General features: G+C 60.2%; 25 protein-coding genes. 19 read left to right on the forward strand and 6 right to left on the reverse strand.

Translation table 11 applies throughout. The features are described 5' to 3' along the window. Window positions 1-8 precede the first annotated feature (8 nt). Both AC1DJO_RS16200 and AC1DJO_RS16205 read left to right on the forward strand, forming a co-directional pair. Window positions 9-878: a 23S rRNA (adenine(2030)-N(6))-methyltransferase RlmJ gene (locus AC1DJO_RS16200; protein WP_477971727.1), complete on the forward strand. Its 870-nt coding sequence runs from the start codon at window positions 9-11 to the stop codon at window positions 876-878. 57 nt (window positions 879-935) lie between these two features. After that, window positions 936-1,529 (forward strand): glutathione S-transferase, encoded by a 594-nt coding sequence (locus AC1DJO_RS16205; protein ID WP_477971729.1) that lies wholly within the window; start codon window positions 936-938, stop codon window positions 1,527-1,529. A 57-nt stretch (window positions 1,530-1,586) separates the two neighbouring features. On the opposite strand, the gene AC1DJO_RS16210 is transcribed toward AC1DJO_RS16205, so the two are convergent. Continuing rightward, the gene (locus AC1DJO_RS16210) at window positions 1,587-2,222 is read right to left on the reverse strand and encodes an outer membrane protein (protein ID WP_112389558.1); all 636 of its coding nucleotides are present in this window, start codon (window positions 2,220-2,222) and stop codon (window positions 1,587-1,589) included. A 364-nt stretch (window positions 2,223-2,586) separates the two neighbouring features. Here AC1DJO_RS16210 and AC1DJO_RS16215 point away from each other — a divergent pair, with 364 nt between their 5' ends. The 5 genes from AC1DJO_RS16215 to AC1DJO_RS16235 all read left to right on the forward strand — a co-directional run bounded on the left by AC1DJO_RS16215 (window position 2,587) and on the right by AC1DJO_RS16235 (window position 7,047). Continuing rightward, window positions 2,587-3,354 (forward strand): SDR family oxidoreductase, encoded by a 768-nt coding sequence (locus AC1DJO_RS16215; RefSeq protein ID WP_310298191.1) that lies wholly within the window; start codon window positions 2,587-2,589, stop codon window positions 3,352-3,354. Continuing rightward, window positions 3,351-5,393 (forward strand): excinuclease ABC subunit UvrC, encoded by a 2,043-nt coding sequence (gene uvrC, locus AC1DJO_RS16220; RefSeq protein WP_477971731.1) that lies wholly within the window; start codon window positions 3,351-3,353, stop codon window positions 5,391-5,393. The genes AC1DJO_RS16215 and uvrC overlap by 4 nt, the downstream gene beginning before the upstream one ends. Before the next feature lie 110 nt (window positions 5,394-5,503). Then, window positions 5,504-6,091 (forward strand): CDP-diacylglycerol--glycerol-3-phosphate 3-phosphatidyltransferase, encoded by a 588-nt coding sequence (gene pgsA / locus AC1DJO_RS16225; protein ID WP_112389555.1) that lies wholly within the window; start codon window positions 5,504-5,506, stop codon window positions 6,089-6,091. Next, the gene (gene moaD / locus AC1DJO_RS16230; protein WP_477971733.1) at window positions 6,091-6,345 is read left to right on the forward strand and encodes a molybdopterin converting factor subunit 1; all 255 of its coding nucleotides are present in this window, start codon (window positions 6,091-6,093) and stop codon (window positions 6,343-6,345) included. Before pgsA ends, moaD begins: the two co-directional genes overlap by 1 nt. A gap of 240 nt (window positions 6,346-6,585) precedes the next feature. Continuing rightward, a complete protein-coding gene (locus AC1DJO_RS16235; protein ID WP_477971735.1) occupies window positions 6,586-7,047 on the forward strand; it encodes a molybdenum cofactor biosynthesis protein MoaE in 462 nt (153 codons plus the stop codon). Window positions 7,048-7,063: 16 nt separating this feature from the next. Here the strand turns inward: AC1DJO_RS16235 and AC1DJO_RS16240 are convergent, their stop codons facing one another. After that, on the reverse strand, window positions 7,064-7,960 hold the full coding sequence (locus AC1DJO_RS16240) for an ABC transporter permease subunit (protein WP_477971737.1): 897 nt from the start codon (window positions 7,958-7,960) through the stop codon (window positions 7,064-7,066). A gap of 67 nt (window positions 7,961-8,027) precedes the next feature. Here AC1DJO_RS16240 and AC1DJO_RS16245 point away from each other — a divergent pair, with 67 nt between their 5' ends. Continuing rightward, the gene (locus AC1DJO_RS16245; RefSeq protein ID WP_477972013.1) at window positions 8,028-8,573 is read left to right on the forward strand and encodes a CGNR zinc finger domain-containing protein; all 546 of its coding nucleotides are present in this window, start codon (window positions 8,028-8,030) and stop codon (window positions 8,571-8,573) included. Further along, the gene (locus tag AC1DJO_RS16250) at window positions 8,570-9,079 is read left to right on the forward strand and encodes a hypothetical protein (protein WP_477971739.1); all 510 of its coding nucleotides are present in this window, start codon (window positions 8,570-8,572) and stop codon (window positions 9,077-9,079) included. Before AC1DJO_RS16245 ends, AC1DJO_RS16250 begins: the two co-directional genes overlap by 4 nt. Window positions 9,080-9,327: 248 nt before the next feature. On the opposite strand, the gene ndk is transcribed toward AC1DJO_RS16250, so the two are convergent. Beyond that, window positions 9,328-9,750, reverse strand: a complete 423-nt coding sequence (gene ndk, locus AC1DJO_RS16255) for a nucleoside-diphosphate kinase (RefSeq protein WP_016553456.1) — start codon at window positions 9,748-9,750, stop codon at window positions 9,328-9,330. 84 nt (window positions 9,751-9,834) lie between these two features. After that, a complete protein-coding gene (locus tag AC1DJO_RS16260) occupies window positions 9,835-10,524 on the reverse strand; it encodes a glutathione S-transferase family protein (RefSeq protein ID WP_477971741.1) in 690 nt (229 codons plus the stop codon). A 234-nt stretch (window positions 10,525-10,758) separates the two neighbouring features. On the opposite strand from AC1DJO_RS16260, the gene AC1DJO_RS16265 reads away from it, so the two are divergent. From AC1DJO_RS16265 to AC1DJO_RS16285, 5 genes are all read left to right on the forward strand, one after another. Continuing rightward, window positions 10,759-11,805 carry a GGDEF domain-containing protein gene (locus tag AC1DJO_RS16265; protein WP_477971743.1) on the forward strand — a complete coding sequence of 349 codons (1,047 nt, stop codon included), beginning with the start codon at window positions 10,759-10,761 and terminating at the stop codon, window positions 11,803-11,805. Window positions 11,806-11,855: 50 nt separating this feature from the next. Continuing rightward, the gene (locus AC1DJO_RS16270) at window positions 11,856-13,739 is read left to right on the forward strand and encodes an ABC-F family ATP-binding cassette domain-containing protein (protein WP_477971745.1); all 1,884 of its coding nucleotides are present in this window, start codon (window positions 11,856-11,858) and stop codon (window positions 13,737-13,739) included. 129 nt (window positions 13,740-13,868) lie between these two features. Beyond that, entirely contained in the window at window positions 13,869-14,687 is an 819-nt protein-coding gene (locus tag AC1DJO_RS16275; RefSeq protein ID WP_477971747.1) for a polysaccharide deacetylase family protein, read from the forward strand. A 95-nt stretch (window positions 14,688-14,782) separates the two neighbouring features. Beyond that, window positions 14,783-15,709, forward strand: coding sequence for a Gfo/Idh/MocA family protein (locus tag AC1DJO_RS16280; RefSeq protein ID WP_477971749.1), 927 nt, complete (start codon window positions 14,783-14,785; stop codon window positions 15,707-15,709). Window positions 15,710-15,765: 56 nt separating this feature from the next. After that, window positions 15,766-15,984, forward strand: coding sequence for a hypothetical protein (locus AC1DJO_RS16285; protein ID WP_112517064.1), 219 nt, complete (start codon window positions 15,766-15,768; stop codon window positions 15,982-15,984). A gap of 9 nt (window positions 15,985-15,993) precedes the next feature. Here AC1DJO_RS16285 and AC1DJO_RS16290 read toward each other — a convergent pair whose 3' ends face one another. Together AC1DJO_RS16290 and AC1DJO_RS16295 are read right to left on the reverse strand one after the other, a co-directional pair. Next, on the reverse strand, window positions 15,994-16,443 hold the full coding sequence (locus AC1DJO_RS16290) for a DNA polymerase III subunit chi (RefSeq protein WP_112390874.1): 450 nt from the start codon (window positions 16,441-16,443) through the stop codon (window positions 15,994-15,996). 20 nt (window positions 16,444-16,463) lie between these two features. Further along, window positions 16,464-17,957: a leucyl aminopeptidase gene (locus AC1DJO_RS16295; RefSeq protein WP_477971751.1), complete on the reverse strand. Its 1,494-nt coding sequence runs from the start codon at window positions 17,955-17,957 to the stop codon at window positions 16,464-16,466. Window positions 17,958-18,144: 187 nt separating this feature from the next. On the opposite strand from AC1DJO_RS16295, the gene AC1DJO_RS16300 reads away from it, so the two are divergent. The 5 genes from AC1DJO_RS16300 to AC1DJO_RS16320 all read left to right on the forward strand — a co-directional run bounded on the left by AC1DJO_RS16300 (window position 18,145) and on the right by AC1DJO_RS16320 (window position 24,739). Then, window positions 18,145-18,894, forward strand: a complete 750-nt coding sequence (locus tag AC1DJO_RS16300; RefSeq protein WP_477971753.1) for a phosphatase PAP2 family protein — start codon at window positions 18,145-18,147, stop codon at window positions 18,892-18,894. A 97-nt stretch (window positions 18,895-18,991) separates the two neighbouring features. Next, window positions 18,992-20,167 carry an LptF/LptG family permease gene (locus AC1DJO_RS16305; protein WP_477971755.1) on the forward strand — a complete coding sequence of 392 codons (1,176 nt, stop codon included), beginning with the start codon at window positions 18,992-18,994 and terminating at the stop codon, window positions 20,165-20,167. After that, the gene (gene lptG / locus AC1DJO_RS16310; RefSeq protein ID WP_477971757.1) at window positions 20,164-21,252 is read left to right on the forward strand and encodes an LPS export ABC transporter permease LptG; all 1,089 of its coding nucleotides are present in this window, start codon (window positions 20,164-20,166) and stop codon (window positions 21,250-21,252) included. The genes AC1DJO_RS16305 and lptG overlap by 4 nt, the downstream gene beginning before the upstream one ends. After that, window positions 21,252-23,615, forward strand: coding sequence for an LPS-assembly protein LptD (locus tag AC1DJO_RS16315; protein ID WP_112537519.1), 2,364 nt, complete (start codon window positions 21,252-21,254; stop codon window positions 23,613-23,615). Before lptG ends, AC1DJO_RS16315 begins: the two co-directional genes overlap by 1 nt. A 185-nt stretch (window positions 23,616-23,800) precedes the next feature. Beyond that, window positions 23,801-24,739: a SurA N-terminal domain-containing protein gene (locus tag AC1DJO_RS16320; RefSeq protein ID WP_477971759.1), complete on the forward strand. Its 939-nt coding sequence runs from the start codon at window positions 23,801-23,803 to the stop codon at window positions 24,737-24,739. Window positions 24,740-24,742: the final 3 nt, after the last annotated feature.

Genomic DNA, 24,742 nt, shown 5'->3' on the forward strand with positions numbered 1-24,742 from the left:
CAGCAACGATGAACTACCGCCATATCTATCATGCGGGCAATTTTGCCGATGTGCTGAAACACGCCGTCCAGGCCCGGCTGATCCGCTATCTGCAGAAGAAGGACGCAGCCTTCCGCGTGCTCGATACGCATGGCGGCATCGGTCTTTACGACCTGTCTTCTGAAGAGGCGCAGAAGACCGGCGAATGGCAGACCGGCATCGGCAAACTCATGGAAGCCGATCTGGATCCGCAGGTCGCCGAACTGCTGGAGCCTTATCTTTCGGCGGTTCGCGAGCTCAATCCTGACGGCGGTATCCGCTATTATCCCGGTTCGCCAAAGCTTTCGCGCATGCTGTTCCGGCCGCAGGATCGCTTGTCGGCGATGGAGCTGCATCCCGAGGATTTCGCGCGGCTGCACCGCCTTTTCGAAGGCGATCATCACGTTCGCATCACCGAGCTCGACGGCTGGCTGTCGCTCGGCGCGCATCTGCCGCCGAAGGAAAAGCGCGGCATGGTTCTGGTCGATCCGCCCTTCGAAGAGGATGGCGAATACGACCGGCTGGTCGATGGACTGGTCAAGGGCTATCGCCGTTTTCCGGGCGGAACCTACTGCCTGTGGTACCCGCTGAAGAAGGGCGCACCGGTCAAGGAATTCCACGAGGCACTGCAGGCGACCGGCATTCCGAAGATTCTCTGCGCCGAACTCAGCGTGCGCAGCGACCGCGGCATCACCGGGTTGACCGGCTCGGGGCTGGTCATCGTCAATCCGCCGTTCACGCTGAAGGACGAGCTGCACCGCATGCTCCCTGCCCTCAAGGATATCATGGCTCAGGACCGCTATGCGTCACACCGTGCCTTCTGGTTGCGCGGCGAGGACAAGGCCGCCGGGAGCGATTGACCATGACAGTGGCGTGCGGAATAGTCCGCCGCGCCAACGCATTTCGATAGGTGAAACATGAAGCTTCTTTGCGCCACGACATCGCCCTACTCCAGCAAGGTGCGCATGGCGGCGCATTATCTCGAGCTCGATGTCACCGAGATTCGCGTCGATACCAATGCCGGTCCGGCGATCCTCGTCGATAACAATCCGCTCGGAAAGATCCCGACGCTTTTGAYAGACGATGGCACGTCGGTGTTCGACAGCATCGCCATCATGCACTATTTCCACCGGCTGAAGAAACGGAAGCTCTATCCGGAAAAGAACGGCAAGCGCACCGAGGCCGAGATCCTCGAAGCGCTCTGCGACGGCATCTGCGACTGCCTGCTGGCGATCGTCTATGAGCGCCGCTTCCGCGATGAGGAAAAAATCCACCAACCCTGGATCGACCGGCAGTGGAAGAAGGCCGTCAGCGGCCTGAACCATATCAGCGCCCATCCGCCGAAACTCGGCAAGAAGCTGCATGGCGGCCATTTCGCTCTTGCCGCGACGATCGGCTATCTCGATCTGCGCTTCAAGGGACAGTGGGAGGCCGATCATTCGGAACTGATCGGCTGGCTGAGGACTTTCGAGAAGAAATTCCCCACCTATTCCGATTTCAAGCCGCAATAACCAGACACAAAAAAGCCGGGGCAAAACCCCGGCTTTTTCGTTGATCAGATGATCTGATTAGAACTTCACGCCGATACCGACCTTGACGCTCTGTTCGTCGTAGCCGCGCGATACGTTCGTGCCGCCCAGATTGTAGTCCTTGTCCTGGTAGTCGCTGAAGCGGTATTCGACGCGAGCCGTGATGTTGCTCGTGACGAAAGCTTCTGCACCAACGCCGACGGTGTAGCCGTAAGCCATCTTGCTGTCGGAGTCGCCGAGGCCGCTAACCTTGTTGTTGGTCGCAGCCAGACCGGCCGTGCCGTACAGCAGGAAGGGGTTCAGGTCGTAACCGACGCGGCCACGAACGGAGCCGTTGAAACGGTTCTTTTCGGTGATGCCACCAGCCGAGTGATCAAGGCCGGAATAGCCGAGGTCGGCTTCAACACCGTAAACGATCTGGCCAGCCTGCCAGTTGTAGCCGGTGTAAAGCTGACCGCCCATGGCGTAGCCATTGCGGCTGTTGTTGAAGTCACCCATGTTGTAGGTGCCTGCACCGCCGAGGTAGAAGCCTTCCCAGTTACCGGCCGGGGTAACCGGCTCGTTCTGGGCTACCGGAGCTTCCGGGACCTGGTCAACTGCATCGGCAGCGTTTGCAGCGGTGAAGCCGGCTACGACGAAGGCAGAAGCCATCAGGCTAGCAATGAGTGTACGCATACTTGTCTCCTTTCAGTCTCGCGCTCTTCGTCAACTGTTTTACACCGAAGCATTCGCGAGCAATTACTAGATGTCCCTCTCGGATCGAGGGTGAAAGTGGAGCCCAATTGCGGATTTGAAAGAGCCAAATTGTGAAATGATTGTGGCGGCGGGGTGGCTGAAATTCGATGTTGCTATAGCGCAACAGACTATTTGTTAACCATAACGAATGGTTAAATCATGAATACTTATTTTACTGATATATATTCTCAAATAATACATAGAATATCGCCACCCACAACGCAATCGCGGCACCCTATTTATCTAATGTGTACCCGCCCCTATATAGGAAGCACCTAGACTCACGGGTTAAGAAGGCAAGCTTTTGAGCGAGAAGAGACTTAGGGCAGCCCTGATAACGGGTGCAGCCAAAAGAATAGGACGCGCCATTGCCAAGGATTTGGCAGATAACGGCTTTTCGGTTGCCATCCATGCCAACGGCTCGCTCGCCGAGGCGGAGGAGTTTGCGGCGGAATTGCGGCAAAGCGGTCATCGGGCCGTTGCGGTCCAGGGCGACCTCACAAAAATAAATGAGACGGAAAAGCTGATTCAAAAGGCCTCCGACGCGCTTGGACCGCTCGATCTGCTCGTCAACAACGCCTCGATTTTCCACGAGGATTCGCTGCGGGCCTTCGATGCCGGGATATGGGAAGAGCATTTTGCCGTCCATCTCAGGGCGCCGTCGATTCTGGCTGCGAAATTCGCCGAGCAGCTGCCGCAGGCTGCCGATGGACTGATCGTCAACATCATCGACCAGCGCGTCTGGGCGCTCCGGCCGAGCTTCTACTCCTATACGCTGTCGAAATCGGCACTCTGGACGGCGACGCAAACCATGGCCCAGGCGCTGGCGCCGCGCATCCGGGTCAATGCCATCGGCCCCGGGCCGTCGATTCCAAGCGAACGTCAGCTGCAAGAAGACTTCCAAGCGCAGGTCGCAGCCCTTATCTTGAAGAGGGGTCCTGAACTGGAGGAATTCGGACGAACGATTCGTTTTCTGTTCGAAACGCCCTCGGTCACAGGCCAGATGATTGCACTCGACGGCGGCCAGCATCTCGCGTGGCAGACGCCAGATGTGCTGGAGATCAAGGAATGAATGCCAAGAAGCTGCCGGATGGCGGTGTTCTTTATGACGAGATTGACGAAACGGATGACGATATCGAGGTGGAGGGTGAACCTTCCGCCGCGCCGATCTCTGCCGATATGGACTGGAACGAGGGCGGTATCAACGAAACCGGTCTGACCGGCCAGGAGCTGATCGGCGAATTCGTCAAGCGGCTGCCAAACAGCCCCGGTGTCTATCGCATGTTTAATGCCGATGGCGACGTGCTCTATGTCGGCAAGGCGCGCAGCCTGAAGAAGCGCGTCAGCAACTATGCGATGGGGCGCGTCCACTCGAACCGTATCGCCCAGATGGTCCGCCAGACGGCCCATATGGAATTCGTCACCACCCGCACCGAAATCGAGGCGCTGCTTCTCGAAGCGAATCTGATCAAGCGCTTGCGGCCGCGCTTTAATGTGCTGCTGCGCGACGACAAGTCGTTTCCCTATATCCTGATCACCGGCGATCACCGGGCACCGGCGATCTTCAAGCATCGCGGTGCACGTGCCCGCAAGGGCGAGTATTTCGGCCCCTTCGCCTCTGCCGGTGCCGTCGGGCGGACGATCAATTCGCTGCAGCGCGCCTTCCTGATCCGCACCTGTACCGATAGCGTCTTCGAGACGCGTACCCGTCCCTGTCTGCTCTATCAGATCAAGCGCTGTTCGGGTCCCTGCACCCACGAGGTCAGCGATGCAGGTTATGGTGAGCTGGTGCAGGAGGCGAAGGACTTTCTCTCCGGCAAAAGCCAGAAGGTGAAGGCGCATATGGCGGAGGCCATGAACGCCGCCGCCGAGGATCTCGATTTCGAGCGCGCCGCCGTCTATCGCGATCGCCTCGCCTCGCTATCGCATGTCTCCAGCCACCAGGGCATCAACCCGGCCGGTGTCGACGAGGCCGATGTCTTCGCCATCCACCACGAAGGCGGGATTTCGTGCATCCAGGTGTTCTTCTTCCGCACCGGACAGAACTGGGGCAACCGCGCCTATTTCCCGAAGGCCGACCCGCAGTTGACCAGCGCCGAAGTGCTGAGCGCGTTCCTGGCGCAGTTCTACGACGACAAGCCGGTACCGAAACAGATCATGCTGTCGGAAACCGTCGATGAGATGGAGCTCCTGTCCGCCGCACTCGGCGAGAAGGCCGGGCACAAGGTCTCGATCCTCGTGCCGCAGCGCGGCGAGAAGCGCGATCTGGTCGATCACGTCGTCGGCAATGCCCGCGAGGCGCATGGGCGCAAGCTCGCCGAAACCGCATCGCAGTCACGGCTGCTCGATGGCTTCAAGACCACCTTCAACCTTCCCTATGTGCCGCAGCGCGTCGAGATCTACGACAACTCGCATATCATGGGCACCAATGCCGTTGGCGGCATGGTGGTCGCGGGGCCTGAGGGTTTCGTGAAGAACCAGTACCGGAAGTTCAATATCAAATCGACCGACATCACGCCCGGCGACGACTTCGGGATGATGAAGGAAGTGATGACGCGCCGCTTCTCGCGGCTGATCAAGGAAGAAGGGATTCCTGATCGTTCGCAGCCCGTTGCCGCAGGGATCGACGCCGCCGACATGCCCTTCCCGGCCTGGCCCGACGTTATCCTGATCGACGGCGGTCAGGGGCAGATGACGGCTGTCAGGGCGATCCTCGAAGAACTCGGCATCACCGACAGCGTGATCGCCATCGGCGTGGCCAAGGGTGTCGACCGCGAAGCCGGCCGCGAACGCTTCTTTCCGCCGGGCAAGGAAAGCTTCTCGCTGCCGCCGCGCGATCCGGTGCTCTATTTCATCCAGCGCATGCGCGACGAGGCGCACCGCTTCGCGATCGGTTCGCACCGGGCGCGGCGCAAGAAGGAGATGGTCAAGAACCCGCTGGACGAAATCGGTGGCATCGGGCCTTCGCGCAAACGCGCGCTGCTGCAGCATTTCGGCACGGCAAAGGCCGTTTCGCGCGCGGCGCTTTCCGATCTGATGGCGGTCGAGGGCATTTCGGAGGCAGTGGCCAAGGTGGTGTACAATCATTTTCACGACGACGCCGCGAAATAGGCTGTCACGGTCGCAAATTCCACGCAAAGGGCAGCGAAAACCAGAAAGAATGTTGACGGTCGAGGGCCAAAGCCGTCATCTACGGGCACATCATTTCAGAGAACAGATTCATGGCATCGCGCGCATACAATATCCCGAACCTGCTGACCTACGGACGCATTCTTGCGGTACCGCTGATCGTCATCTGCTTCTTCGTCGAGGGACGGCTGCAGAGCTCGGATCTCGCCCGCTGGGTCGCCTTCTGGATCTTCGTCATCGCCTCGGTCACCGACTTTCTCGATGGCTATCTGGCGCGCATCTGGAACCAGACGTCGAATATCGGCCGCATGCTCGATCCGATCGCCGACAAGCTGCTGGTCGCCTCGATCCTGCTGCTGGTTGCCGCCGACGGCACGATTGCCGGCTGGTCTATCTGGGCGGCAATCATCATTCTGTGCCGCGAAATCCTGGTCTCCGGGCTGCGCGAGTATCTGGCGGCGCTGAAGGTCAGCGTTCCCGTGACGCGGATCGCCAAGTGGAAGACGACCCTGCAACTGGTCGCCATCGCCTTCCTGCTAGCGGGGCCGGCCGGTGACGCTGTCCTGCCCTACACGACGCAGATCGGCATCGGCCTTCTCTGGGTTGCCGCCATCCTGACGATCTATACCGGCTACGACTATTTCCGCGCCGGCCTGAAGCATATCGTGGACGAAGAGTGATGACGCGTCTTGTCTATTTCGCCTGGGTGCGCGAGCGGATCGGCAAGAGCGAGGAGGAGATCGATCTCCCCGCCTCCGTCGTCACCGTCGCCGATCTTCTGAGTCATCTGAAAGGCTTGGGCGAAGAGTATGAGACCGCGCTTCAATATGAAAACGTCATCCGCGTAGCGCTTGACCAGGAGCATGTGGAGCACGACGAAACGATCGGCACGCCTCGCGAGATCGGGATCTTTCCGCCGATGACGGGTGGGTGAGAAGCGACGACTGCTCGCACCCGGAAAGCTGATGATGGGCAGGATCGCACACCCCAATCTCCCCCTCATTCCTGTGCTTGTCACAGGAATCCAGTGCGCCCAAGTCCTTGGGCGCGAGAGACATTTGTCTTCGTTCGGAGTCATTCACCGCGCAGACGCGCGGTGGCTGGATTCCTGTGACAAGCACAGGAATGAGGGAGAATCTGGCGAGTCCAGCGGATCAAGGCGAGAACTGCACCAATGACCACCTCCCCTACCATCCGCGTCCAGCGCGACGACTTCGAGCTGCAGCGCGAACTCGACCTCCTCTCCAAGGGTAAACCCGGCATCGGCGCCATCGTCACCTTCACCGGCCTCTGCCGCGACGAAGGCGGGACGCTGTCGGCGCTGGAGCTGGAACATTACCCCGGCATGGCCGAGGCCGAGATGGCGCGGATTGCCAATCTCGCGATCGAGCGCTTCGCCCTCAAAGGCCTGACCGCCATTCACCGCTTCGGCAAGATCGCCGCCGGTGAGAATATCGTTCTCGTCATCGCCGCAGCCCCACATCGGCAGGCCGCCTTCGATGGCGCCAATTTCGTCATGGATTACCTGAAGACGTCGGCACCCTTCTGGAAGAAGGAGCATGGCGAGGACGGCAAGACAGGCGAATGGATCGCCGCCAAGGACGGTGACGATGCCGCCCGCGACAAGTGGAAGTGACTGGGCCTGAACGTCTCTAGGGAATCGCCCGCTCGCGCCTGCTCATGACCAGAAGGAAAACCAGCAGCGAAAAGACGACGAAGTCGCGCCACAGAAACGGGCCGTAGGCCGTCCAGAGGGTTTCGGCAAAGCCGATGCCCGCTGCCCCGCCCGCCGATTTCAGCGGATCGGAATAGCCGCCTGCAGCCGAAATCATCAGCACCTTTAGGCCGAACAGCAGGCCGGCGCCGAAATCCATCGAGCCGTAATAGAAGGTGGTGAGGATGCCGCAGACCGTCGCCACGAAGGCAGCGGCGACATAAGCGACAAGGAATACCTTGCTGGCGCTGGTGCCGCAGAGTTCTGCGGCCATGGGATCGTCGGTGACAGCCCGCCAGATGCGCCCGAGCGATGTGCGGCGCAGGATTAGCGTTCCCACCGCGATCAGCAGCATCATCAATCCGGTATTGACCAGCTGGATATAGGTCAGCGTCACCTTGAAGGCCGCATCGCTCCAGAACACCACGGTACCATTCAGCAGCGGCGGCAGCCAGATCTCGCGGGTCTCCGATGCCAGCCGCGCCGTTTCCATCAACAGGATGGTGACACCGAGCGCGGCGACGATCACGGTGTTGGCGGAACGGCGCACCAGCGGCTGCATGATGCTGCGGCCGATCCAGAAGCCGGTCAGCAGCGAATAGACGAAGGACATGGCAACGCCGATCGCCAGCGCCGCGGGCAGGATCAGCCAGAGGCGATTATAGGCGAAGTCGGTGAACAGCAGCAGCATCTGCCCGGCAAAGGCGAACATCGCGCCATAGGTGATGTCGGCACGCTTGGTGACGCCGAAGGCGATCGCATAGCCGAAGGCCAGCGCGGCGTAGAGTGCCGCAAGAGGCACCGCATTCGCCAGCTGCTGCAGAAGATAGGCCATTCCAGTCCTCCGGATTTCCGGTAAAATAATAACTGGCAAAATGGCTTTTACCAGTTATATTTTCATCATGAGCTTTACCTGGACCCAGCACCGCTTTTCCGGAGGCGCACTCGCGCTTGATGTCGCCAACAGCGTGATCCTGCGCCATGACACCGAACAAAGCGTCGATCGCTTCGCAACACCTGATCAGCTCGACAGCTTTCCGGCCGCGGCAGCGGCATTTTGCGCCGAGCGGGCGCTGTTCGGTGATATGATGCCGGTTGAAGCGGCGAACCGCCCGGCCTTCATTGGCCTCCGTGAGGCTACCGATCGCTATTTTCGCAGCCGCGTGGCCGGTGAGGATGATGATGGCCTTCTGGCCGATCTGCTCGAGCGGATTGCCGCCGCATTGCGCGGGGCTGCGCCCGGCGGGCTCGACGCGGCGACGGCACATTCGGCTCTGCGGCTGATCGCCATGCCCGATCCCGAGAGAATGAAGATCTGCCGCAACTGCGGCTGGCTGTTCATCGACCGCAGCAAGAACAGAAGCCGCGCCTGGTGCGACATGACCGTCTGCGGCAACCGGGCGAAGGCTAGCCGCCACTACCGGCGCAAGAAGGAGGAGACGCCATGAAGATCAACGCGATTGCCGCGCTCGGCCTTTCGGCCCTGCTGATCGCAGGCTGCCAGCGCGAGATGGAGAAGATGGTCGAGGTATCCGGCCACATCTTCGTCTTCAACTACCGCGTGGCGACCGCCACCTATCTGGTGACGCTGCGCAAGACCTCGCCGATCCCTGACGGCACTGTGGCGATTGCTGAATTCGAGGACCCGGCGGGCGGCGATCCGATCGTGCTGCAGGAAAAGATCTTTCCCGCCTGGGACAAGATTACGCTGCAGAGCCCTGCAATCCATTGCGTGCGCAAGGACAAACCTTACGGGGCAAAGATCAAGCTGGTGGCCGCCGATGGAAAGACGCTGCAGGAACTGCAGACGCAGTTCGTCTCCGATGTCGATCAGGCGGCGATGCTGCCCAGCAAGCCGCTGGTGGTCGGACCGTTTTATACGAAGAACCCGGAGGTGTTTAAGGCAGACGGGACGGTGGATTATTCGAATACGGACAAGTGCCCGGCGGCTTGAGAGCTACATGCAACATTGCGCCCGCGGCCCCCTCATCCGCCCTGCGGGCACCTTCTCCCCGCTGGGGAGAAGGGGAAAACGAGAGGCTGCGGCAAATCCCTTCTCCCCTCGGGGAGAAGGTGGCGGCAGCCGGATGAGGGGGCCGCGGGCGCCAAGTTCGCCGCGTCAACTCAAACAAAAAGCCGGAGCAAAAGCCCCGGCTTCATGAGTCATTTCAATCACATCAGCCCTCAGGCTGACATTCCGATTCAGCCGACGATTTCGGTGTCGGAGAACCAGTACTTGATTTCCTGGGCAGCGGTCTCGGGAGCGTCCGAGCCGTGAACCGAGTTCTCGCCGATCGAGAGAGCGTGAACCTTGCGGATCGTGCCTTCGTCAGCGTTTGCCGGGTTGGTCGCGCCCATGATTTCGCGGTTCTTCAGGATGGCGCCTTCGCCTTCCAGAACCTGAACGATGGTCGGGCCGGAGGTCATGCCTTCGACGAGTTCGCCGAAGAAGGGGCGTTCCTTGTGAACGGCGTAGAAGCCTTCAGCTTCGCGCTTGCTCATCCAGACGCGCTTGGAAGCGACGACGCGGAGGCCGGCATCTTCGAGCATCTTGGTGATAGCGCCCGTGAGGTTGCGCTTCGTTGCGTCCGGCTTGATCATCGAAAAGGTGCGTTCAATCGCCATTGGGTCAAATCCTCTGGTTTAGCGGGGAAAAGTGGGCGGTCTTTACCCGCCCCAACTCCCGAAAACAAGGGGGACGCGGCAATTTCACGCCGCTGTCACACCGCGCGCCCTGCCACCATGCAGGTCGAGGCAGCGATCGAGCCATGCGACGACCGGGTCATCGGCTGATAGCATCGACAATCCTGCCGTCACCCGCAGCCACTGCAGGGCGCCGAAGACGATGTAATCGGCAAAGAGCGGGCTCTCGCCGCCGATGAAGGGCTGGAACTTCAGCATGTGGCGCATCGGCTCGAGTTTGGTGGCAAAGGCCGCCTCCTCGGCGGCGCGGTCCGCCACCACATCCTCAAGCTTCCTGCCGAGCCGCTCTTCGCGGCTTTGGCGGAAATAGGCCTTGTCGCCTTCGTCAAGCGCACCGTGAATGTCCATCAGCGCCATCTTCATGATCGCCGTGTGGATCACCATCTGCGAATAGCCTTCGACCATCCGCGACAGCGCCTTGCCGCCCTCGCCGCCGAAGAGCGACGGCCGGTCAGGATAGGCATCCTCGAGATAGAGCGCGATCGCGAAGCTGTCGGAGACCAGATGGCCGCCGTCATCGAGCACCGGCAGGGTCTGCGAGAAACCGCCGCCGATCCTGGCGATGCCGGCATAGGTCGTCGGGATCTCGTCGAAGGCCAGCCCCTTGTGCGCCAGCGCCATCACCGCCTTCCAGCAATGCGGCGAGAAGAAATGCTGCGGGCGGGCGCCGCAGAGGGAATAGAGCGCAAGGGTCATGGCCGTCCTCTCGTGAATATCAGCCGCATTTCACGGCAAAGCGGCGCCGGGATCAAATGACGAAATCTGATGGGCGCCATCAGCTTCGGTGCTTGGCGCTTCAAGGTTGCATTAACCGCATTTGCGCCTTTCCGGTGGTGAAGAGCGGGAGATACTGAAAATTCAAGCTATTTTAAAATCTGCGGCGCATAGCGAAAGGATAAGCCGCCGCTAAAGCAACGCCAGGGACCGGTGATGCAGAACACAACCAGAAATGCAGCACAGCGCGAGGGCGCCCGCCCTAGCCCGCAGAACGATGCGCAGAAGATCGCCGAGCATATGGCGCGGCTGAACATCGCCGGCCTGCCGCGGAATTACGAACTGCTGCACGAAGCCGTCTGCGGCCGCAACACGGCGCTTGCTACCGATATTTCCGCCCTTGGCAACCATCCGGCTCAGGCGCGGCTCGATGAACTCGGCCTCAAATATAGACTCGTCAGCCATTGCGGCCTTGCCGCCGAAACCGCCGGTACCGAAGCGAGCAAGCTATTGCGCGAAGCCGCCGACCGGCTGTCCGATGGGCTGAAGCAGAAATATGCCTTCGCGCGCGCCGCCGAAACGCTGCTGCAATCGCTCTCCGGCAATTCCGAACAGGGGCTCGATGCCTTCATGAGCGAGATGGAATATCTCGCCTCCTCGCTGGCGTCGGTGCTCGCCGCCGAGACCGAACTCGAAGCCAAGCTGCTCTCCGATGTCGAACGCATCGAGGCGCTGGAACGCGGCGTTGCCGCGGTACAGGCCGCCTCGGTCACCGATCCTTTGACCGGACTGCCGAACCGCATCGCGCTCACCAACGCCATCGGCGAGCTCTACGAGCGCGACGAAGGGGCTGCCGGCAGCGCGCTCATCATGGTCGATATCGACGACTTCCGGCAGCTGAATGCCAAATATGGCGCGCAGGCGGGCAACAAGCTGATGAAGAAGCTGAGCAACCTGTTCCGCAAGTCGATCAAGAAGAACGACTTCGTCTCGCGTACCGAGGGCGACGAGTTCGCCTTCATCTTCGCCAATGTCGGCATGCGGGACGCCATCGCCATTGCCGAGCGGCTGCGCCAGTCCGTCGAAGAGAACATGGTGTTTGCGACGACGGACAAATCCGATCCGGGGACGCTCAGCATCTCGCTCGGCATCGCGCTCAGCGGCGATGCGGCAACCGGCGCGCAGCTGCAGGCCAATGCCCGCGTGGCGCTGCTCGCCGCCCAATCCAACCGCCGCCAGCCCATCCAGGCCTTCGGCCGCTGACAGCGTCTGACCCCTTGCCTTGACCGGCTGTTTCGGCCAAAACGCCGCGCATGATCACGATCACTGAAATCTCTGCCCGCATTGCCGGGCGCCTGCTTCTCGACCATGCCAGCGTGACGCTTCCGGCGGGCACCAAGGCCGGCCTTGTCGGGCGCAATGGCGCGGGTAAATCGACGCTCTTCCGTATCATCACCGGCGATCTCGGCGCCGAGACCGGGTCGGTCTCGATCCCCAAGAACGCCCGCATCGGCCAGGTGGCGCAGGAAGCGCCGGCCACCGAGCAGTCGCTGATCGAAATCGTGCTGTCGGCCGACAAGGAACGTGCGGCCCTTATCAAGGAAGCCGAAACAGCGACCGACGCCCATCGCATCGCCGAAATCCAGACGCGCCTCGTCGATATCGACGCACACTCGGCCGAAGCGCGCGCTGCCAGCATTCTTGCCGGTCTCGGCTTCAACCAGGAAGCCCAGCTCAGGCCCGCCTCCTCCTTCTCCGGCGGCTGGCGCATGCGCGTGGCGCTTGCCTCGGTGCTGTTTGCCGAGCCCGACCTGCTTTTGCTCGACGAGCCGACCAACTATCTCGACCTCGAAGGAACGATGTGGCTGGAAGACTACGTGCGCCGCTATCCGCACACCGTCATCGTCATCAGCCACGACCGCGACATGCTGAACAACGCGGTCAGTTCGATCGTCCATCTCGACCAGAAGAAGCTGACCTTCTATCGCGGCGGCTACGACCAGTTCGAGCGCCAGAAGGCGGAAGCCGACGAATTGCAGATGAAGGCCAAGGCGAAGAACGATGCGGCGCGCAAGCACCTGCAGAGCTTCATCGACCGCTTCAAGGCCAAGGCCTCCAAGGCTCGGCAGGCGCAGTCGCGCGTCAAGGCGCTGGAGCGCATGGGCACGGTTGCCGCCGTGATCGAGGATCATGTCCAGCCGATCACCTTCCCCGAGCCCGAAAGACAGCCGGCCTCACCGATCGTCGCCATTCAGGGCGGCGCCGTCGGCTACGAACCCGGCAAGCCGATCCTCAAGAACATCACGCTGCGCATCGACAATGACGATCGCATCGCCCTGCTCGGCTCGAACGGCAACGGCAAGTCGACCTTTGCGAAGTTCATTTCCGGACGCCTCGCGCCTGACGGCGGCGAGCTGAAAGTGGCATCGAACCTGAAGATCGGCTTCTTCGCGCAGCATCAGCTGGACGACCTCGTTCCCAACGAGACGCCGGTCGAGCATGTGCGCCGGCTGATGCCGACCGAGCCCGAGGCCAAGGTCCGCGCCCGTGTGGCGCAGATGGGACTGGCGACCGAAAAGATGGCAACGGCCGCGAAGGATCTCTCCGGTGGCGAGAAGGCGCGGCTGCTGATGGGGCTGGCTGCCTTCCATGCGCCGAACCTGCTCATCCTCGACGAACCGACCAACCATCTCGATATCGACAGCCGCCGGGCGCTGATCGAGGCGCTGAACGACTATGAAGGCGCCGTCATCCTGATCTCGCACGACCGTCACCTGATCGAGGCGACCGTCGACCGGCTCTGGCTCGTCAATAACGGCACCGTTTCGAGCTTCGACGGCGACATGGACGAGTATCGCGACCTGATCGTCTCCTCCGGCAAGAAGAAGGACGACAAGCCGCAGAATGCCGACGATCCGGCGACCAAGGCCGAACAGCGCAAGCTGAACGCCGACAAGCGCGCCTCCTTTGCGCCGCTGAAGAAAAAGATCAACGAAATCGAATCGTTGACGGCCAAGCTGGAGAAACAGATTCAGGCGCTTGATGCAGAGCTTGCGGATCCGGCGCTTTACGAGAAGACGCCTGCCAAGGCGGCCGAAAAGGCCAAGCAGCGCGGCGAGACGGCAGCGAAACTTGCAGCTGCCGAGGAGCAGTGGCTGGAGCTTTCCTCCGAGTATGAAGAGGCCATGGCAAGTTAGCCACAGACCCCGAAAAAGGCTGCGGCAGAACGGCACAAGTTAACGGCCGGGCATCCGATTTAAACCGATCGTTAACCATAATTCGAAAGGTTGTCTCAACATTCATTACTGATTTGTTGAGCCCCTTTCATGTCCCGTATCGCCCTTCTTTCGAGTGTCCTCATCTCGCTTGCCCTTTGCGGCTGCCAGACGACCAAGCAGCCTGCTCCCGACAAGACGATCAAGACGTCTTCGATCAAGACCGAAGAGAGCGAAGCCGGTTTCCCGAAACCCGCCAATCTGGCCTTCGGCGAAACCCATCATCTGGCCGGCCGCGTGCTGACGGTTTCCTCGCTGAAGGATTTGAAGCTCGAGCCGAAGGAGGTCGTGCTCTCCTTCGATGACGGCCCGATCCCCGGCCGGACCGACCGGGTACTGGCAACGCTCGACCGCTTCGGCGTCAAGGGCGCCTTCATGATGGTCGGCGAGATGGCGGCACTGCATCCGGAACTGGCGCGCCGCGTTGCCATGGAAGGCAACACGATCGGCAGCCACACCTACAAGCACCCCAACCTCGACACGCTGTCCTTCGACCAGGCGATCGCCGAGATCACCCGCGGCGAAGCGGCCGTGACCAAGGCGACCGGCACTGACGTCAATTTCTTCCGCTTCCCCTATCTTGCCGACAGCCGCAAGCTTCGCGCTGCCGTCGCGGCGCGCGAGATGATCGTCATGGATGTCGATGTCGATACCAAGGACTATTTCACCTCGACGCCGGAACAGGTTGCCGACCGCGCCATGAACCGGCTGCGCCAGCGTGGCCGCGGCATCATCCTGATGCACGACATCCACAAACGCACCGCGGCGATGCTCCCTGCCCTGCTCGCGCGGCTGGAAGCCGAGGGCTACAAGGTGGTGACGCTGAAGTACAAGAAAGATAACCGCGCCGTCGAAATGGCCTCGCTTTGAGGGTGACATGACGGCTTGCCCGGCTGTTGCATTCTGATAAAACAAGCGCCCAATAAATCATACTTTTGAGCGAAACACCGGAGCGAACACCCGTCATGTCCCCCATCAACCTCGCCATCGTCGGCGTCGGCAAGATCGTCCGCGACCAGCATCTTCCTTCCATCGCCAAGAATGACGATTACAAGCTCGTCGCCACGGCGAGCCGCCATGGCACTGTGGAGGGTATCCAGAGCTTTACGACGATCGAAGCGATGCTCGAAGCGGTTCCGGAGATCGACGCCGTCTCGCTCTGCATGCCGCCGCAATACCGCTATGAAGCGGCCTACAAGGCACTTTCGGCCGGCAAGCACGTCTTCCTCGAAAAGCCGCCGGGCGCAACGCTGAGCGAAGTGGCCGATCTCGAAGCGCTGGCCGCCAAGAAGGGTGTCTCGCTGTTTGCCAGCTGGCACTCGCGCTATGCCGCAGCCGTCGAGGCCGCCAGGGACTTTCTCGCCAAGACCGAGATCAACAACGTCCACGTCATCTGGAAGGAGGATGTCCGTCACTGGCATCCGAACCAGGACTGGATCTGGCAGGCAGGTGGCCTCGGCGTTTTCGACCCCGGCATCAACGCACTGTCGATCGTCACCCACATCCTGCCGCGGGCGATCTTCCTTACCGGCGCAACGCTGGAATTCCCTGAGAACCGCGATGCGCCGATCGCTGCCGACCTGCATTTCCGCGACGCCGGAGCGATGACCGTCCACGGCGAATTCGACTGGCGCCAGACCGGCAAGCAGAGCTGGGACATCATCGCCGAGACGGCAGCGGGCCGGATGGAACTTGCCGAAGGCGGCTCGAAGCTCTCGGTCAACGGCGAACTGACGTTCTCCGCACCGGAAGAAGAATACCCGTCGCTCTACCGCCGCTTTGCCGAGATCATCAAGGCCGGCCAGTCCGACGTCGATCTGGCACCGCTGCGCCATGTTGCCGACGCTTTCATGCTCGGCAAGCGCAAGTTCGTGGAAGCCTTCCACGATTGATCACAGGGCACTGCGGCCTCTGAGCGCCGCATCTCTATCTGAAAGCGAGGGCGGAGATGGCCGAAAGCAAAGCGGAAATGACCGCCCTCCTCAAGGAAGTCGCCGACAGCCCGAAGCGCGACAACAGCGCCTATCACGCCGCCATGGCCGAGGCCCGGCAGGCCTTCGAGAAGGCCGAAGCCGCACTCGGCGGGCCGGTGACGCTGAAGACCAAGGCAAAGCTGAAGCGCAACGGCGACTATGTCGTGAAGTGGACGTTCAAGCGGGACGGCTGAGCGGCGCGGCTACGCCTTCTTCTCCCAGCGCCCCTCGGGCGTCTGCTGCCAGTATGTGAGGGTATGGCCCTCGCCCTTCAGCTTCTTCCACTGGGCGCGCGCGCCTTCAAGCTGCTCCTGATCGTAACCGTCGAACATGAAGACAATGCGCTCGTAGGTATCGGCCACCGGCGGCTCGGCGCCATCGACAATGAAGCGGACCGTGGCCTGGTTGGCGTTGTCGCCGGTTACCGTCAGGAGCACGGGCTGGTTTGCGGCCTGCTCGCTCTCATCCGTGCCGTGCGGCAGGAAGCTTTCTTCACGGTAGGTCCAGAGATGCGCATCGAGCGCATCACGCCGCGCCGGCTCCTTGAGCTGAATGGCGACGCGCCAGCCGCGCTCGACGCTCTTGTCGACGAGCGGCGGCAGGGCGTCTTCCAGCTTGGATTCCGTCAGATGGTAGAAAAGGACTTCGGTCATGCCTGCATTCCGGCCTGTGATCAGGCCTCGTAGTGGTCGCGGACGAGCTGGTCGAGCAGCCGGACGCCGAAGCCGGAGCCCCAGGACTGGTTGATCTCATCCTGCGGCGAGCCGAGCGCGGTGCCGGCAATATCGAGATGCGCCCAGGGCGTTTCCTGCACGAAACGCTTCAAGAAATGGGCGGCGGTGATCGAACCCGCATAGCGGCCGCCGGTATTCTTCATGTCGGCGAATTTGGAATCGATCATCTTGTCGTAGTCTCGCCCGAGCGGCATGCGCCAGAGCTTCTCGTTGGCCGTCAGACCGGCGGATGTCAGCTGCGCCGAAAGCGTGTCGTCATTCGAGAACAGGCCGGCATGGACATTGCCGAGCGCCACCATGATGGCGCCGGTCAGCGTCGCCAGATTGATCATGAAACGCGGCTTGAAGCGGTCATTGCAATACCAGAGGGCATCGCAAAGCACGAGGCGGCCTTCGGCATCGGTGTTGATGATCTCGATGGTCTGGCCGGACATCGAAGTGACGATGTCGCCCGGGCGCTGGGCGTTGCCATCCGGCATGTTCTCGACCAAGCCGATGATGCCGACGGCGTTGACGTCAGCCTTGCGGGCGGCGAGCACATGCATGAGGCCGATGACGGCGGCGGCACCGCCCATATCACCCTTCATGTCCTCCATGCCGGCAGCCGGCTTGATGGAAATGCCACCGGTGTCGAAGACGACGCCTTTGCCGATGAAGGCGATCGGGCGGTCTTTCGCCTTGCCGCCCTTCCAATGCATGATGGCAAGGCGCGGCGGGCGAACGGAGCCCTGGGCGACGCCGAGGAGCGCGCCCATGCCAAGCCGCTTCATCTCGCGCTCGGTCAGGATTTCCACTTCGACGCCGAGCTTTTCCAGCTCCTTGGCCTTGGCGGCGAATTCGACCGGACCTAGCACATTCGGCGGCTCGTTGACGAGATCACGGGCCAGGTTGACGCCTTCGGCAACCGCCTCGGAATCCGCCAGTGCCTTCTTGGCGCCGCTCGCATCCGCGGTGACGATGGTGATCTTCGCCGACTTGCCGTTGGCCTTTTCGTCTTCTTCCGACTTCTTCGTCTTGTAGGTGTCGAAGCTGTAGGCGCGCAACAGCATGCCGAGCGAGAAGTCGGCGGCGGCCTTTGCAGTGATGGCAGCGCCTGGCGCATCGATGAAGATAGTCGCCTTGTCGGCGCCCTTGACCTTGGCGGCGGCGATACCGCCGAGCTTCAGCCAGTCATGCGACGTCAGGTCCTGCGGCTTGCCGATGCCGATGACGAACAGGCGGTCGGCGGGCGAGCCCTCGGGCGCGACGAGATCGAGCGCCGACATCGCCTTGGCCGAAAACTTGGCAATCTTGGAAGCCTTGGCAATGATGCCGGCCGGATCAACAGTTTCGGCACCGGCTGCCAGTTCGCCATCGCCTGCCTTCAGAAGGACGGCAAGACCGCCGCTGATCTTGGCCGATTTAGCGAATGAAATATCGAATTTAACAGACATGTCTTCTCCCTGCGGATTCGCAAAGGAATCCCGTTTGGCGGCGATCATTCCGGGTTTCAGGGGCGAAAACAAGACGTGATCGGAAGCCCATGGACAAATCCACGCCGCCAAGGCAGAAAGCCACCGCGCCGCAGGAAGGCTCCGAGAACGGAAGACGTTACCAGTGATAGCAGCCCTCAAGACCTATATGTCAGCCCGGAGAATCGGCTTTCCGCCTGCAGCGACGGACATCTTCGTGGCGCTGTTCTGTCTCTGGTGGGTGCTGCTAATCATCTTCTCGGCATTCCCGCAGATCGATCTTGCCACCTCGCGCTACTTCTTCACACCTGCAACCTGCGACGCCACCTCACAGGCCGGCGATATTTGCGGCGCGTTCATGGCGGCCAATAACTGGTTTCTGAAGAACCTGCGCATGATCTTCTTCCGGCTGCCCTATGTGGTCGCGATCATCCAGCTTTGTATGCTGATCGCCTGCTACACGCAGCATGGCTCGACCTTCAAGGCCGCACGGGCACGCAATCTGAAAATCGCATTGAGCTCGCTGCTGATCGGCCCGGGATTGATCGTCAATGTGATCCTGAAGGAGCATTGGGGCCGCCCTCGCCCGGTGTCCGTGATCGATTTCGGCGGCATGATGGATTTTGTGCGGGCCGGATCCTTTGCGGGAAAATGCGTCAGCAACTGTTCCTTCATCTCCGGCGAAGCGGCGAGCGCCGGATGGCTGCTCTGTCTGCTGATCTTCATCCCGCAACCGGCCAGAACCGGCCTTTTTCTGCCAATACTGGCAATTTCGCTGCTGACACCAGTGATGCGGCTTGCTTTCGGCGGTCATTTCCTCTCCGACATCGTGCTCGGCTGGCTGCTTGCCGTCGTCGTCTTTGCCGGGATCTATGCCTTCACAGATTCGTCACACCGGGCAAAAAATTCTGAAATTTGAATGAATTTTTCAAGCGGACAGGTCGCAAAAGCGAAACAAACATCGTAGATGGATTCCGCTGCAAGGCGCTCGCCTCGCAGACCGACCAAGGGCAGGCATGAAACTTCTCGAGATTTACATATTGCGGCGTGTCGGCCAGATGTTCCTCGTAGCGCTGTTGCCAGTGCTGGCGATCATCTGGACGACTCAGGTGCTGCAGCGCGTCAATCTCGTAACCGACAGTGGTCAGTCGGTTGGATCCTTCGCGATGCTCGCGACACTGATCCTTCCCTCGATCATTCCGGTCGTCCTGCCCTTCGCGCTCGTTATCGGCATTACCCAGACGCTGACGACGATGAACAACGATTCCGAACTGACGGTCATCGATGCGGCAGGCGCCAAGCGCAGCATCCTCGTGCGTCCCATTCTACTGCTTGCCGCGCTGATCAGCGTCTTTTCGTTCTTTGTCGACAACGTCGTCGAGCCGAAGGCCAAGACCGGCGTGCGCCAGATGGTCGCCGAGACCTACGCTGACCTGCTCTCGACAGTCATCGAAGAGAAAAATTTCCGTAAAATCGATGATGGCCTCTTTGTTCAAATCTCCGAACGCCTAGCAGGGCGCGTCTTGCGCGGCCTGTTCGTCGTCGATGAACGCGATCCCGCATTCGACATGATCTATTATGCCCGTGAGGGTGCGGTTGATCCGAGCGGCGCGTCGCTGCTGATGAAGGACGGCGAAGTTCAGCGAAAGACCCGTGATGGCAACGTTTCAATCATCCGCTTCGATTCCTATTCATTTGACCTGTCGGATCTGACTGAAAACCGTGGCCAGGCGACGCTGCGCGCTAGCGACCGGGACCTGGGATACCTGCTCAATCCCGATACGACAGACAAGGATTACATAGCGAAACCGGGCACTTACACCGCTGAACTGCACCGGCGCCTGACGGATTGGACGCTGCCTTTCGTCTTCGCCCTGATATCGCTGGTGATTGCCGGCGATGCGCGATCTCACCGTCAAGCACGGCTCCACCCGATGATCGGAGCGCTTAGCCTTTCGTTTGCGCTTCGCTGGGCGTCGTTCTACGCGGCAAACGAGATAGATACCCGTCCCACGTTTATCGCCATCCTCTACGGCATTCCGGTCGTCGCTTCGGTCATCTCCGTCGTGCTCCTGAACCTTCACGGACGCTTCTCTGTGACCACGGGCATCGGAAGCGTTTGGCTTTGGATTCGAACGGCCGCGTCCTCCTATCTTCCCAGAAAGAATGGAAATTCGGGAGGGAACGCATGATTTTCGGGACACTCGGACGTTATTTCTTTCGCCGCTACCTCACGACCACGATCTGGTTTTTTCTCGGCATTATCAGCATTGTGTTTCTGATCGACTTTAGCGAAACGGCGACGAGAATGTCCGGCCTGCCGGGCTATACTGTTGCCAGCGGGCTTGTCATGACGGCTGTGCGGCTCCCTCTGCTGCTTCAGCAAACCGTTCCATTCATCGCGCTGTTTGTCGGGATGACGGTTTTGATCGGGCTCAACCGCAAATATGAGCTTGTCGTTACGCGTGCTGCCGGCATCTCTGTCTGGCAGTTCATGACACCCTTTGCCGCCGGAGCCCTGCTGCTTGGCGTATTTACCGTCGCGGTCATCAACCCCATCGCTGCCTGGGGGCAGCGTCAAGCGGCGTTGCTGGAAACGGATTGGCGCGGGCAGGACAAGATCGCCAACGCGTCATCGCAGATACCCTGGATTCGGCAGATCAGCGGCCATGATGACGTGATCATCGGAGCAAAATCGATTGTCGAGAATGGTACGCTGCTGATGGACGCCGTCCTCGTCCACTTCAATTCCGATGGGGAAGTGATCCTGAGGCAGGACGCGAAGTCCGCAAAGTTGGAAGATGGTTACTGGCTTCTTAAGGACGTTGTCGAGCGTCGGCCGGGCGAAGTCGTGCAGCGTAAGGATACGCTACAACTGCGTACCAATTTGAAGCAGGACTTTGTCAGAGAGCGTCTCACGCCACCTGAAACCATTGCTTTCTTTGATCTTTCGAACAGAATAGCAATAGCGAAGTCATTCGGCGTTCCGACCAAGGCGCTGGAGACCCAATTCCACTCACTGCTGTCGCAGCCACTGCTGCTCGTGGCGATGACTCTCATTGCTGCAACAGTGTCCCTAAAATTTAGCCGGTTCAACCAATCGAGGTCCGTGATTCTGGGTGGAATCCTCTCAGGCTTCGTGCTTTATGTGCTGACCGTGCTTGTGAAAGCATTTGGAAGCAGCGGAGTCGTACCGCCTTTCGTGGCGGCCTGGATTCCGGTAGTCGTCGCGCTCGCATTCGGTGCAACGATTCTGCTTCATCAGGAGGATGGCTAGTGGCGGCAGGCAACCGCAAGACTTTGAGTAAACACATGGTTGCCCTGCTTGCAGGCGTGACTCTGCTTAGCTACTCCGGAAGCATTCCAGAAGTCTTCGCACAGGAAAATCAGGCATCGCAAAAGCTCCAACCGAAGGTTGAAGCCGGTCAAAAGCTCGTGCTTTCGGCCAACGAACTGATTTACAACAAGGACTCGCAGGTCGTTTCGGTGATCGGCGGCGTCCAGATCAATTATGCCGGCTACAAACTTGTGGCCCAGCGCGTCGAATACAACCAGAAGACCGGCCGCATGATGGCGCTCGGCAACATCGAGATGATCAGTCCCGATGGCAACCGGATGTATTCTGACAAGCTCGATGTGACCGACGACTTTGCCAACGGTTTCATCAACGCGCTGCGCATTGAGACGGCGGACAACACCCGAATCGTGGCCGAAAGCGGCGAGCGCGTCGGCGGCACGCAGATGATCCTGAATAAGGGTGTCTACACGGCCTGCCTTCCATGCGCCGAACAGCCGGACAAGGCGCCATTCTGGCAGGTGAAAGCCCAGCGCGTCATTCAGAATGGCGAAAAGCATACGATCCGGCTCGAACATGCGCGGCTGGAGCTTCTCGGTACGCCGATTGCCTACCTTCCCTGGATCGAAGTTCCAGACAATACGGTCAAGCGCAAGTCGGGCTTCCTGTTCCCGACCATGAGCACATCGCAGAACCTGGGCTTCGGCCTCTCTGTTCCGTATTACTACGTCTTCTCTCCGAGCATGGACGCAACGGTGACCGGTACCGGCTATACGCAGCAGGGTTTCCTGCTCGATACCGAGTTCCGGCAGCGCTTTGAAAACGGCACGCACACGCTGCGCATCGCTGGCATCAATCAGCTTAGTCCGGAAAGCTTCACGGCGGGTACGAGCGACCAGCGCGACGATCGCGGCATGATCGCGTCGAAGGCGGACTTCAAGATTAATCCGCGCTGGAGCTTCGGCTGGGACGTCATGTACCAGTCGGACAACAATTTCTCGCGAACCTATGAGCTGAAGGGCTACTCGGGGACGACGCAAACCAACCAAGTTTACCTGACAGGTCTCGGCAAGCGCAATTACTTCGACATGCGCGCTTTCTATTTCGACGTGCAGGACGCCGATCGGACGAGCGAAAGTGAAAAACAGCAGGCCATCGTCTATCCGACGATGGACTATCACTATGTCGCGCCGCAGCCGCTGGCGGGCGGAGAGTTGTCGCTCGACGTCAACCTGACCAATATTTCGCGTACGCACGACGACTTCTTTGACAACCCTCTCGGCGAGGACCGCTTCTCGCTCAAGGGGCAATACAGCCGCCTTAGTGGCGAACTGGAATGGAAGCGCACTTTCGTTACGCCGGCTGGCGTTCTCATCACGCCGCTTCTTGCCGCGAGGGCCGATGCCCTCTCGGTGAATATGGATGACCCGAACTCGATCAGCGGAACGTCCGTCTACAACGGCGACTTCGATAACGGCGATGCAGCAACTCGTGGGATGATCACAGCAGGCCTCGAAGCCCGTTACCCATTCCTGATCACCACCGACAACAGCACACATGTGATCGAGCCGATCGCGCAGATTTACGCTCGGCCCGACGAGCCTCTTGCAGGCGCATTGCCGAACGAGGACGCACAGAGCTTCGTCTTCGACGCGACCAACCTCTTCGACCGGGACAAGTTCTCGGGCTATGACCGTATCGAGGGCGGCACGCGCGCCAATATCGGCTTCCAGTATACCGGCTCGTTCGACAACGGTTACAAGCTGCATGGCATCTTCGGCCAATCCTATCAGCTGGCTGGCAAGAATTCGTTCGCCAGCCCGGATCTGGTCAATGTCGGCAGCGAATCCGGCCTTGAGACCACACGTTCGGATTATGTGGGCCTCGCCGGAATCGAGACGCCGCAGGGGCTGGCGCTGGCTGCCTCTTATCGTCTCGATGAAAAAGATCTGTCACTCAACCGGGGCGACTTCACCGCCGGTTTTCAGAATGACACGTTCCAGAGTCAGTTGATCTACACTCACATTACCGCGCAACCGGACTATGGCCTGTCCAGCGATGCGGATGAAATCCAGACGAAGGCGAGTGTCAAATTCAAGGACTACTGGTCGATCTTCGGTGGTATTGCCTGGGATCTCAACAATGATGTCATTTCGAAGAAGAGCATCGGCCTCTCTTATGAAGACGAATGCACGATCTTCACCATCGCCTACACCGACAAGCGCGACATCAGCGACGAGTCGGCAAGCGATTGGACAATCGGTGCCAGGCTGACGTTCCGGACCCTCGGCGACATCAAACTCGGGGACTTCGACAACCCGGACAGCAAGATTTATAACAACTAAGACAGATGACATGGCGGCGAAAGAAAGAGAGCCTTTCTTTCGCCGCAACAGTTTTGCAGGACATTGCCGTCAGCAATTATCTGAGGCATAGGAAAGCATCATTTCTGCCGGAATGACTGTCCGGTTGCCGCGATGGAAGGAAATAGGCGCACATTGAACTGTGCCGTCTAGGGAAGGGTCGATAGATGTTTGGCGCCAGAAAGGCCGTAACGGCATTGTTTGCAGGAGCTGCGATGTGCATCGCAGCGGCAGCCTACCAGCCCGCTTTTGCAGCGAGCGAAGTCAAGGCCGTCGTCAACGGGACGGCGATCACCAGCGGCGACGTCGCCAAGCGCGTCGCCTTCCTGCGGCTTCAGCATCAGAAGGCGGATGCTAAGACGGCGCAGGAATCCCTGGTCGACGAAACGCTGAAGCGTCAGGAGATCGCGCGTATCCGCATGTCGGTCTCCAAGGATGAAGTCGATCAGTCCTTCGCGCGCTTCGCACAAGGCAACAAGCTGACGGTCGCCCAGCTGACCGATATTCTGACCAAAGCCGGCGTCGGCGCCGATCATTTCAAGCAGTTCATCGCCGTCCAGATGAGTTGGCCCCGGTTGGTCAATGCGCGCTACGGCTCTTCGGCCCGCATGTCGAGCAGCGATCTCGTGTCGCGCATGATGGACAACAACAAGCAGAAGCCTGAAACCACAGAATACATGCTGCAGCAGGTGATCTTCGTCGTCCCGCCGGCAAAAAAGGGCATCATGGCGAAGCGCAAGAGCGAGGCGGATGCGTCGCGTGCCAAATATCCGGGCTGCGATCAGGCCAAGGTCTTTGCGGCCACTATGCGTGACGTTTCCGTGCGCGATCTCGGCCGCATGCTGGCACCGCAGCTGCCGGCTGACTGGAAGCCGCTCATCGAGCAGGCGAAGGGCAACACGACGACGACACGCGTCACCGAGAAGGGCGTCGAATATCTGGCGATCTGCAGCCAGCGTCAGGTGTCGGATGATACCGCTGCCGAAATGGTGTTCCGCCAGGAAGATCTCGACAAGGCGAAGTCCAACAAGGAATCGCCGACCGACGATAACGCCAAGAAGTATCTCGACGAACTGCGCTCGAAGGCGCAGATCATCTATCGCTGACAC

It is taken from the genome of Rhizobium sp. 05N430 (assembly GCF_056396985.1).